12 protein-coding genes and 1 pseudogene are annotated in these 10,718 nt (G+C 52.1%); 10 read left to right on the forward strand and 3 right to left on the reverse strand.

What is annotated here, in order from left to right:
• Positions 1 to 33: 33 nt before the first annotated feature.
• Positions 34 to 1,398 carry an amino acid permease gene (locus ACVBDQ_RS06850; RefSeq protein ID WP_042381153.1) on the reverse strand — a complete coding sequence of 455 codons (1,365 nt, stop codon included), beginning with the start codon at positions 1,396 to 1,398 and terminating at the stop codon, positions 34 to 36.
• A gap of 205 nt (positions 1,399 to 1,603) precedes the next feature.
• Here ACVBDQ_RS06850 and ACVBDQ_RS06855 point away from each other — a divergent pair, with 205 nt between their 5' ends.
• From ACVBDQ_RS06855 to ACVBDQ_RS06890, 8 genes are all read left to right on the forward strand, one after another.
• Entirely contained in the window at positions 1,604 to 2,086 is a 483-nt protein-coding gene (locus ACVBDQ_RS06855; protein ID WP_429879214.1) for a PH domain-containing protein, read from the forward strand.
• Positions 2,076 to 2,213, forward strand: a complete 138-nt coding sequence (locus tag ACVBDQ_RS06860; protein WP_429879215.1) for a hypothetical protein — start codon at positions 2,076 to 2,078, stop codon at positions 2,211 to 2,213. Before ACVBDQ_RS06855 ends, ACVBDQ_RS06860 begins: the two co-directional genes overlap by 11 nt.
• Before the next feature lie 173 nt (positions 2,214 to 2,386).
• Complete coding sequence (locus tag ACVBDQ_RS06865; protein WP_446663118.1) at positions 2,387 to 3,763, forward strand: PH domain-containing protein; 1,377 nt, start codon at positions 2,387 to 2,389, stop codon at positions 3,761 to 3,763.
• Entirely contained in the window at positions 3,760 to 4,122 is a 363-nt protein-coding gene (locus tag ACVBDQ_RS06870; RefSeq protein ID WP_014195795.1) for a LysE/ArgO family amino acid transporter, read from the forward strand. The genes ACVBDQ_RS06865 and ACVBDQ_RS06870 overlap by 4 nt, the downstream gene beginning before the upstream one ends.
• 65 nt (positions 4,123 to 4,187) lie before the next feature.
• Complete coding sequence (locus ACVBDQ_RS06875; protein ID WP_429879217.1) at positions 4,188 to 5,417, forward strand: DNA polymerase IV; 1,230 nt, start codon at positions 4,188 to 4,190, stop codon at positions 5,415 to 5,417.
• Positions 5,414 to 5,602 (forward strand): hypothetical protein, encoded by a 189-nt coding sequence (locus ACVBDQ_RS06880; protein WP_429879218.1) that lies wholly within the window; start codon positions 5,414 to 5,416, stop codon positions 5,600 to 5,602. Before ACVBDQ_RS06875 ends, ACVBDQ_RS06880 begins: the two co-directional genes overlap by 4 nt.
• Before the next feature lie 311 nt (positions 5,603 to 5,913).
• Positions 5,914 to 6,414, forward strand: coding sequence for a hypothetical protein (locus ACVBDQ_RS06885; RefSeq protein WP_014195797.1), 501 nt, complete (start codon positions 5,914 to 5,916; stop codon positions 6,412 to 6,414).
• 24 nt (positions 6,415 to 6,438) lie between these two features.
• Complete coding sequence (locus ACVBDQ_RS06890; protein ID WP_014195798.1) at positions 6,439 to 6,708, forward strand: hypothetical protein; 270 nt, start codon at positions 6,439 to 6,441, stop codon at positions 6,706 to 6,708.
• Between the two features lie 203 nt (positions 6,709 to 6,911).
• Here the strand turns inward: ACVBDQ_RS06890 and ACVBDQ_RS06895 are convergent, their stop codons facing one another.
• Positions 6,912 to 7,043: an iron-containing alcohol dehydrogenase gene (locus ACVBDQ_RS06895; protein WP_023634322.1), complete on the reverse strand. Its 132-nt coding sequence runs from the start codon at positions 7,041 to 7,043 to the stop codon at positions 6,912 to 6,914.
• A 315-nt stretch (positions 7,044 to 7,358) separates the two neighbouring features.
• On the opposite strand from ACVBDQ_RS06895, the gene katG reads away from it, so the two are divergent.
• A complete protein-coding gene (katG, locus tag ACVBDQ_RS06900; protein ID WP_429879219.1) occupies positions 7,359 to 9,569 on the forward strand; it encodes a catalase/peroxidase HPI in 2,211 nt (736 codons plus the stop codon).
• Positions 9,570 to 10,134: 565 nt separating this feature from the next.
• A pseudogene (locus ACVBDQ_RS06905) lies at positions 10,135 to 10,401 on the forward strand (NUDIX domain-containing protein); the annotation flags it as partial.
• 13 nt (positions 10,402 to 10,414) lie between these two features.
• On the opposite strand, the gene ACVBDQ_RS06910 reads toward ACVBDQ_RS06905, so the two are convergent.
• Positions 10,415 to 10,718 (reverse strand): transposase (locus ACVBDQ_RS06910; protein ID WP_446663119.1); only part of this gene is annotated, 304 nt, incomplete at its 5' end.

Consider the following 10,718-nt stretch of genomic DNA (forward strand, 5'->3'; position numbering starts at 1 on the left):
TAGCTGTCGCCCGAGCGAAAAGAGGCGGTTTGGTTACGCCGTTCGCCCGGGCGCTTTTGTTGCTTGATGCTGCTTTTCTTTGACAGTGGAATAGATGAATAAGAGAACCAAGACGGCCACGCAGAGAAGCGAACCGATTCGATGCTCTCTTTGAAGCAAAAAGCCAAGCCAAATCGCCCCGAGCGCCCCGACCGCCGCCATCGTTGTGTACGGAAACCCTTTCGTTCGGAAAAACGGCTTCGTTTTGTAGTGCGGCCGCAGCTTCAGCTGAGCGGCGCCGATCATCATCCAAACGATGAGCACGGTAAACCCAGGAATCGTCATCAATTCCCCGATGATCCGCCCGGGCGCCAAGTAGGCGCCGATCACGCCAGCGGCGATGCAGATGGCGACCATGCCCATCCCGTACAGCGGAACCCCGTGTTTCGTCGTCCGCTGCAAGCGGCGGCTTGCTTCTCCTTGTTCAGCCATGGTGTACAGCAACCGAGAAGTCGCATAGACGCCTGTATTGGCCGCCGATAAGACGGCAATGAGCAACACCGCGTTCATGACATGGGCCGCGCCGGGCAACCCGATCGCTTCCAACACTTGGACAAAGGGGCTGTTCGTTTCCGAAACGGTGTTCCATGGCATAATGCCGCAAATGATGGCCATTGGCAAAAGATAAAAGCCGACAACCCGCCAGATTGTGGTGCGAATGACGCGCGGCAGCACCTGCTCGGCGTCTTTCATCTCCGTCACCGCCACCCCGATCAGCTCCGCTCCGCCATAGGAAAACATCACGATAAGCAAGGCGCTGAGCGTTCCGGCAAACCCGTGCGGAAACCATCCGCCGTCGCCGGCAGACGGAAACGAGCCGCTTATGCCGCTTGGGATCACGCCAGCCCATACGCACGCCCCGAGCACGATAAACACCACTAGCGCCGCCACTTTCAGGCCAGCCAGCCAAAATTCCGCTTCCCCGTAATACTTCACAGGGAAAAGATTCAACCCCATGATCAGACACGCGCACAGGAGGGCAAGCAGCCATAACGGCGCAGACGGAACCCAATAGTTCAGAAAGCTGCCGGCAGCCAGCAGTTCGACAACAGTGACCAACGTCCAATTGATCCAATACAGCCAGCCGACGATCCATGACAGGCGAAAGCCAAACGCCCGGCGGATCAAATGTTGAACGTTCGAACCCGGATACGCGATCGCCATCTCGGCCAGTGCAGCCATAATCCAAAACAACAGCACGCCGCCGATCAAGTACGTGAGCACGACGCTTGGTCCGGCGATATGAATGGCCTCGGCGCTTCCTTTAAAAATGCCGGTGCCGATCATCCCTCCTAACGCGATCAGCTGAACGTGGCGGGGCAATAGTCCTTTTTGCAATGAGGGGCGGGAATGTTCCATACAGCAACAACCTTTCTCACACGAAGTTCATTTCATGATGTGCTTTTTTGCTTTTATGCTTTTATGCAATTAAGCAAAAAAGATAGTTTTAGAATATAATCGTTTTGTTTTTCTGTCAATGTTTCGCAAAAAACATGTCGTTAATGTGGAAATGTTTTGTTATACTGGAAACAGATTTTGAACTCGCCAAAAGGAGATTGGTAGGATGCTTCGCAACAGCGGTAAACCGATTTCGGAAAAAGCCATCACCGTGTGGCGTTGGACCGGAGCGTTGGGGACATTGGTTTCTGGCGCCGTCATTGGCGGAATGGCGTGGGTGCTGGCGCGCTTTCATGTCCCGAAATGGTGTTTGGGGATGTTAGCCGGCATCTGGTTGATTGAAGTGGTTCTATGGGTGGGATGGGTGCCTGTGCTTCGCCAGCGCCGTTGGCGTTACGCTATTCGCGAAGAAGAAATCGACATTCAGCGCGGGGTCTGGTCCACGAAGCGAACGCTCATTCCGATGACCCGCGTTCAGTACGTCGATGTGCGGCAAGGCCCGCTCCTTAAGCGGTACGGGTTGGCTTCCATTGCGGTGTTCACAGCGGCGGCCGCTCATGAAATTCCCGCTCTTCCGATGGAAGAAGCAGAACGGCTTTGCCGCTTGATTGCGGAGTGGGCGAAGGTGGCGGATGACAATGACGCGTAAAGCAAGACGCCGCCTCCATCCGATTGCCATTATGGCCGGGCTAGGAAAAGAAGTGAACTACCCACCACCTACGCTTCGCTTAGAGCTGGGGGCTTCAAGCGACTTGTGTGTGTTCGCTGAACGGTAAGCCACACACAAGAACCCTTTACGCTTCCCTTCGTTCCGAAGGTGTCCGTTCTAGCCATATTCTATCATATTCGTTGGCTAACGCCAACCGAAATTCATCTCCCACTTTCACTGGTGCTGGCGCACCTTCACGTTTAGAAGTAGGAGACTTCTTTCGGAGGGAAGTTAAAAAATATGGTCGTTCCTCTTCTAGTCATCATGGCAGCCGGCAGTCGCCATGGGTTTTCATGGACCGATATTCTTGTGCCGTTGGCCGCCCTCATTTACACGCTGGTCATGGGCGTTCTTTCTTGGCTTCGTTTTACATATGAGTGGGATGACACTTGCTTGGTCGTTGAAGAAGGGGTGTTTGTTCGCAAAAAACGTTCCATTCCGTTGGAGCGCATTCATGGGATTTCGGTGACAGAGGGAATCTGGCAGCGGATGGCGGGGGTCGTCCAAGTGCATATTGAGACGGCGGGCGATGCCCTCGGTGAAGCAGAAGTGACGCTTCGGGCCATATCAAGGGAAGAAGCCCGCCGCCTGCAACGATGCGTGGAACAGGCGAAACACAAGGCGGAAAACGCTTCCCATCCGGAGCCACTCGCGAACCGCCCACATCCTATTCTGTTTACCTTATCGATGAAAGAAGTATGGGTCGCTTCGTTGACAAGCGGTGGGGCGCTTGGCGTGGTCGCCGCTTTATGTGCGTTTTTGTCGCAATTTAGCGACTTCATTCCGTATGAGGCGCTTGTCCGTGATATTCAGTCGACATGGAACGGACATGGACGATGGTATATTGCTCTATTGATCTTGTCGATTCTCTTGGCCGCCTATGGAGTGGCCATCGTGCAAAATATGATCCGGTACGCTTCGTTTGTCGTGCGGAAACAAGAAGACACGATTGTGATTGCTCGCGGATGGTTGGAACGAAGAGCGGTGTCCGTCCCTGTTGACCGCGTCCAAGGCGTCGTTATTCATGAGAATTGGCTGCGCCGTTTTTTCGGATACGCCTCTGTATCCATTATTCATGCCGGCGGAGCGCTCGATGGCGGACCGTCAGGGGAAGTCGTTCTTTGCCCGCTGGTCAAAAAGCATCGCATCGTCCCCATTGTTCAGGCTTGTTTGCCCGAGTATCGCCTCGATGTGCCATTTTGTCCGCTTCCTCAGCGTGCAAAAAGTCGATATATGCTTCGCCCGCTTTATTGGTTGACGATTCCGGTTGGAGTTGCCGCGTATATGGAGCGTCCATGGGGAGCAGGGCTTTTGTTTGTGCTGCCGCTTGCTCTGTGGATCGGGGCGCGGCGCTATCAAGCGGCCGGCTGGGCGCTTTCTTCAAGGCAGTTAACACTCCGCAGCGGCTGGTTCCGCCAAACGACCACATACATGTTGAAACATCGCCTGCAAGCGGTTGAGGTGGCGGCGACGTGGTGGCAACAGCGAAAACGATTAGCCACGATTTCCGCCGCTGTTATGCCGCTTGGCACCCGCGCGCGCGTCGTCGATATGGATGAAGAGGATGCGGCTTCAATCTATCGCTGGCTGCAAGGGAAAAGGAGGAACCAAACATGATGAAGGCCTTTCTTCACGGGCTTATCCTTGCGTTTGGACTCATTTTGCCATTGGGGATGCAAAACGTGTTCATTTTGACCCAAGGAGCAGTCCAGCGGCGTTGGCGGCATGCCTTGCCGGCGGTGCTGACGGCGTCGTTGTGTGATACGTTGTTGATTTTCCTCGCCATTTTGGGCGTCTCGCTCGTTTGGCTTGGTTCCGCTTGGCTGAGAACAGCCGTGATGGGGGCTGGCATTCTTTTTTGGCTGTATATGGGCTGGAGTACATGGAAGAGCGAGCCTGCAACAGGCGAAAGCGAAGCGGCGGAACGGTTTCCGCCCCGCAAACAAATCGCTTTTGCCGCCTTGAAAGCGACCTGAGTTGTTCCCAACGAACAAATGATCTGCTAAAATAGGAAACAACGAAAGAAAAGAAGGGAAGAAAGATGCAAACGGAGCGCGAATCGCATGGGCGGATCATTTTTCATGTAGACGCCAATTCGTTTTTCGCTAGCTGTGAGATCGTCCGTGATCCATCGCTTCAGAAAAAACCGGTCGTTGTGGCAGGAGACCCGAAAGAGCGGAAAGGAATTGTGCTGGCGGCCAGCTATGTAGCGAAACAACAGTTTGGCATCTATACGACGATGCCGCTTTGGGAAGCGAAAAAACGCTGTCCATCGCTCGTCGTGCGGCCGCCGGATTTCGCGTTATACCGCGAAGTAAGCCGTCGCTTGTTTCAATGCTTACAGCGTTTCTCGCCCGTATTGGAGCGCGCCTCCATTGATGAAGGCTATTTGGACATGACCGGGCGGACGCCAACGGTTCACCCGCTCGCTTTGGCGCACCATATCCAACAAGAACTGCTTGAGCGGTTGTCGATTCCGGTGAGTATTGGCATCGCCCCGAATAAGTTTTTGGCGAAAATGGCAAGCGACATGAAAAAGCCGCTTGGCATCACCGTGCTGCGCAAACGCGATGTCCCGCGCGTGCTATGGCCGCTTCCGGTCGAACACATGCATGGCGTCGGCGACAAAACAGCGAAGAAGCTGCATGCGCTTGGCCTCCATACGATCGGCGATCTTGCCAAAGCTGACCGCGAGCGTCTTCGTCAGACGTTTGGCATCTATGGTTTGCGCCTTCAAGAGAAAGCGAACGGCATCGACCCGCGTCCGGTTGATCCAGTGGCGGCGGAAAAACGAAAATTGATCGGACACTCAACAACGCTGCCGTACGATATCGAGGAAGAACAGAAACTGCTCGCTGTCTTGCGCCAGCTGGCCGAATCGGTCGGCGCCCGGATGAACGAAAAGCGGGTTGCCTCGCGAACCGTTCAACTGACCATTCGCTACCACGATTTTCACACGATCACCCGCAGCCAAACTGGGATCGAGCCGTTATCGGACGGCGAAGAAATCTTTTCCTATGCTGCACGGTTGTTCCAAAAGCATTGGGACGGCCGTCCGGTGCGTCTTCTTGGCGTCGCTGCGCTCCATGTGTTTGACCGGACCGGGGCCGTGAAGCAGCTCGATTTGTTTCATTATGAAGAGGAGGCGAAAATGGAACCGCTTTGGAAAACGGTTGAACAGCTGCGGGCGAAGTTTGGCGCCCGCGCCTTGCAGATAGGTGTTGAGCCGCTTTCATCCGACAGGCAAACGAAAGAGGGGGAAGAACGTTGACGATCTTACTAATTGCCGCGGCTGTCGTGATGCTTGCAGGCCTCATCGGCACGCTCGCGCTGTCGGGGCGGGGGGACGAACAGTACACATCAGCAACCAAAGGCAATCTCACCCGCCTAGTGTTGATTTATGCCGGGTTGGCCCTTGTGCTAGCGGCGGGAATCGGGGTATATCTAGTGTTATAACAAGCGAAAGACGATGCCCGCCGTCGAGTTTAGATGCCGCGGCACCATTTAGAGACAAACGGTTATGGACAATCGAGCCCTGGTGACAAAGTAGCCATCGGTTCATCTCAGGCAGAGCGTCGCTCTCTTCGACATGGGATGAACCGATTGGCTTTGGTTGAGTGAAAAAGTCGGCCTACGGCTTTCCGTCAATGAGGGGAAGCACCTAGGTATTGGAAGTGCCCCTGCGTTTGTGGTGTGATGATCCTCACTCCGACGGGATGGTTTTTTGGGGTAAAATGGATGGTAAACGGAACAACCATGGAGGATGTATGGCCCACTATGTTTGGATGATCATTAATGCGCTGTTGGTGATCGGCACGGCGGTTTATATCTGGCTGTTTCGCCCGAACGACTCAGCTGCGGTGCTGGCAGGAAAATGGCTGGCACAAGTGGCGGTGCTGCTGTTTTTGGTCAATGTCAATATGTATTTTATCTTCCTTGTCATCCGCAAAACAAAAATCCGGAAGGTCAAAGTCACGTTAGCGCGGATAGCAAGAAGCATGATGAAAGCCCACATCCCGCTCGCGGTTGTCGGAACGAGCTTGATTGTCTTTCACGGAGTGGTGATGGCATGGAAACTCGGAGCGGTGATCGGTTTTGGCCATGGGAAACTGGTGACCGGTTATGCAAGCCTCGCGATGTTGGCCATCACCTTGTTTGCAGGTGTCCTTCGGCGGCAAAAAGCGTCAGGGTGGAGAAGAACGTTTCATCTTGTCTCTGCCTTGCTGTTTGCCGGTTTGTTTCTCCTTCATCTATTTTGGCCGATCTAATCACGTGTAAGGGAGAGAGAAAACGTGGGTGACTTGCTTTCTTTGCTGACGGAATACCGCCATCGCCAAGTTGTCGTCAACTTCTATGAAGAAGACGAGCTGGTGGCGCGTGACGGGTTTTTCTTTGATGGCATCGAACGATCAGACGGTCTGCTATCTTTCATCAAAGATGGGCGCATTCGCTGGTCCATTCGGTTGGATGACTACCCAAGCTATGAGATCGTACACGATTTCCCGAGGCGTTATCGGTTTTATGGCCAGCATCGGGCTGTAGAGCTCTATTTCCCTTCTTAACGGTGTCCGCTTTAGGAGAAACCGGTCAGAATCCCCCTCATTTTCATGAGGAGATGAATGACCGGTTTTTGACTATATATCATGTAAGTGGTTGAAATGTTTTTATACTTATTACGATTATACCAGGGCATCGTATATTCTTTCCGGCAGGCAGTGGTTGTCCGTTGAGCGGTACTTTCATAAGAAAATAGCGTATGATCAAGCTATTTCTGACGCAAGGCATCCACCCCCGTTGCTGCAGTCACTGGCTTCCGCATCGTAAACGTCAGCTCCGGATCAAGCACGGCTAACGCCGGGCGGAGAGCGGCATCTTTTAGCGTCAATTGAATCGTCAACGATGTTCTTAGTGCTGCGTTTGCCTTTTTCAGCTAGCGGCGTTTTTCATGAAACAAGCCATCGTCTTTTATATATTAAAAAATAACTGAATTCTAAATCAATTGAAACATAAATTAATAGTGGCATACCTTGGACTGGTATAGCAACACAAATAAAAATAATAAAAGGTATCTTTTATTATTTACTATCAAATATAAATTTAGTATAATTCTAATGTACAAATCATTATCATTTTTGACTGGCAACAAAACAGTTAGAAATGGTAATGATGGAATTTCTATTTTTTGTTAATTAAGGGAAAGGAGAACAGGAGAATGGAAAATCAAAATCGTCAGAATGCAGCCCAATGTCCGTTTCACGGAAGCGTAACGAATCAGTCTTCGAATCGAACGACGAACAAAGACTGGTGGCCGAACCAGCTGAACTTAAGCATTCTCCATCAACATGACCGAAAAACGAATCCTCATGATGAAGAGTTCAACTATGCTGAGGAGTTTCAAAAACTAGACTATTGGGCGCTCAAAGAAGATTTGCGCAAACTGATGACGGAAAGCCAAGACTGGTGGCCGGCCGACTATGGCCATTACGGGCCGTTGTTTATCCGCATGGCCTGGCATTCAGCTGGCACGTACCGCATCGGCGACGGCCGCGGCGGCGCTTCGACCGGCACGCAGCGCTTTGCCCCGTTAAACAGCTGGCCGGACAACGCCAACTTGGATAAAGCGCGGCGGTTGTTATGGCCGATCAAAAAGAAATACGGGAACAAAATCTCTTGGGCCGATTTGTTCATTTTGGCGGGCAATGTCGCTATTGAATCGATGGGTGGAAAAACGATTGGATTCGGCGGCGGCCGCGTTGACGTCTGGCATCCGGAAGAAGACGTTTATTGGGGATCGGAAAAAGAGTGGCTCGCCTCTGAACGCTATTCCGGTGATCGCGAGCTCGAAAACCCGCTCGCCGCGGTGCAAATGGGGTTAATCTACGTCAACCCAGAAGGGCCGGACGGCAAGCCGGATCCAAAAGCAGCGGCGCGCGATATTCGCGAGACGTTCCGCCGCATGGGGATGAACGATGAAGAAACGGTCGCCTTGATCGCCGGCGGTCATACGTTCGGAAAAGCGCACGGCGCCGGCCCTGCCACGCACGTCGGTCCCGAGCCGGAAGCCGCCCCGATTGAAGCGCAAGGGCTGGGATGGATCAGCTCTTACGGAAAAGGGAAAGGGAGCGATACGATCACAAGCGGCATTGAAGGCGCTTGGACGCCGACGCCAACCCAGTGGGATACGTCGTACTTTGACATGCTGTTTGGCTATGACTGGTGGCTGACGAAAAGCCCAGCCGGGGCATGGCAATGGATGGCGGTCGACCCGGATGAAAAAGACTTGGCTCCGGATGCCGAGGATCCGTCGAAAAAAGTTCCGACGATGATGATGACGACCGATTTGGCGCTTCGGTTTGACCCGGAATACGAAAAAATCGCCCGCCGATTCCATCAAAATCCAGAAGAATTTGCAGAGGCGTTTGCCCGGGCATGGTTCAAGCTTACCCATAGGGATATGGGACCGAAAACGAGATATCTCGGCCCGGAAGTTCCGAAAGAAGATTTCATCTGGCAAGATCCGATTCCAGAAGTCGATTACGAATTGACAGAAGCGGAAATTGAAGAAATCAAAGCCAAAATTTTGAACTTGGGCCTGACCGTCAGTGAACTTGTGAAAACAGCTTGGGCCTCGGCCAGCACGTTCCGCAACTCGGATAAGCGCGGCGGAGCCAACGGCGCCCGCATTCGTCTCGCGCCGCAAAAAGACTGGGAAGTGAACGAACCGGAGCGGCTCGCCAAAGTGCTGTCCGTCTACGAGGACATCCAGCGCGAACTGCCGAAAAAAGTAAGCATCGCCGACTTGATCGTCCTTGGCGGCAGCGCTGCGGTGGAAAAGGCAGCCCGCGACGCCGGCTTTGATGTCAAAGTGCCGTTTATTCCAGGACGGGGTGATGCGACGCAAGAGCAAACCGATGTCCAGAGCTTTGCGGTGCTCGAACCGTTCGCCGATGGCTTCCGCAACTATCAAAAGAAAGAGTACAGCGTCGGTCCGGAAGAGCTGCTCATCGACAAAGCGCAGCTTCTAGGGTTGACCGCACCTGAGATGACCGTGCTCATCGGCGGTCTGAGGGTATTGGGCGCGAACTATCGCGATCTGCCGCACGGCGTCTTCACCGACCGCATCGGGGTGCTGACGAACGACTTCTTTGTCAACTTAGTCGACATGAACTATGAATGGGTGCCGACAGACAGCGGCATTTATGAAATCCGCGACCGGAAAACGGGCGAAGTGCGGTGGACGGCCACCCGGGTTGACCTTATTTTCGGAGCCAACTCGATCCTTCGTTCGTACGCCGAATTTTACGCCCAAGACGACAACCGCGAAAAATTCGTCCGCGACTTTATCAACGCATGGGTGAAAGTGATGAACGCCGACCGCTTTGACATTCATTTGAAACAAGCCAAAGAGTCGGTCACGGTTTGATCAGTGAGGCAAAAAGAAGCAGCTTGCCGCTGAATTGGCAAGCTGCTTTTGTATGTCTAGAAATCTCTTTCTGTGGCGGAAGGGCGGCTGAAGGCAGACGGAACACTCAATCACTTAATTGAGGGTGATGAAGAAAACAAGGTCATGTCGATCGTTTCACTGGTGATTTCAATGCCTGTTTATTTGATTGTAAGAGGAATAATTGGGAATAGTATGTATTTTATTGACAAATTATGTAGTTTTCAGTATTATTGCAGCAGGACCAAATAACCTAGAATAGAGGAGAAGGAAAACACAACCGCTCATGTCAAAAATAAAGATAGCTCAGCCCTGCCAAACGATAGCGGGGAAAATAACATCTTGCTATTCTAACTATAAGATATAAACGTGTTTTAGTCAACAAAAAATGAAATTATGTATCGAAAAATAGGGGAGTCTGCTCATTTATGCACTACTTAATCTATTTTGATGAAAGTAATAAGCTTGACCAGTTTAACGCTGACTATTCTTACTATGGGGCCTATGGGGGAACCGATGCCTCGATAGATTCGGAAAGGAGCGCCCGATGAGGATACGCAAATGTGCTAGAGCAGTGATCATCAATGAGCGAAACGAAATTCTTCTTCAGCAATTTGATTTTCGGGACGTGGCAGGAAACAAAGTGTTATGGGTTACTCCCGGAGGGGGCATTGAAGAAAACGAGACCCCAGCTGAAGCTTTAAAAAGGGAATTATACGAAGAACTAGGCATAGTGGTTGATCTTCTCGGTGGCCCCATATTCCAACTGGATGTATGGATTGAAGGAAAACAAGGTTCTTTTATTAGCCGGGAAACACGAGTGTTGATTATCCAAAATTATACATACGCCTTCCATAAATTTGGGCATACTCAAACAAAGCAGCGGCCATCCCGGATTTCCAATCGAGAGGAAGCTGCCCAGAGAAAAAACGGCGAACGAACGAAATGAAGGAAAGAGAGACGTTCGTCTGTTTTTTGGTTTGATCATACAGCCATCGCAGCAACACATACGCGATGAACGCCGCAAACAGTTGGTTGTATACCGCATTTTCCGTCGTGCCAAACAAGGTCGGGACATTCAGATATTGCTTCACCCAACGGAAAAAGACCTCAACAGTCCAACGTTGTTGG

The sequence above is a fragment of the Geobacillus sp. CCR genome (assembly GCF_052906625.1).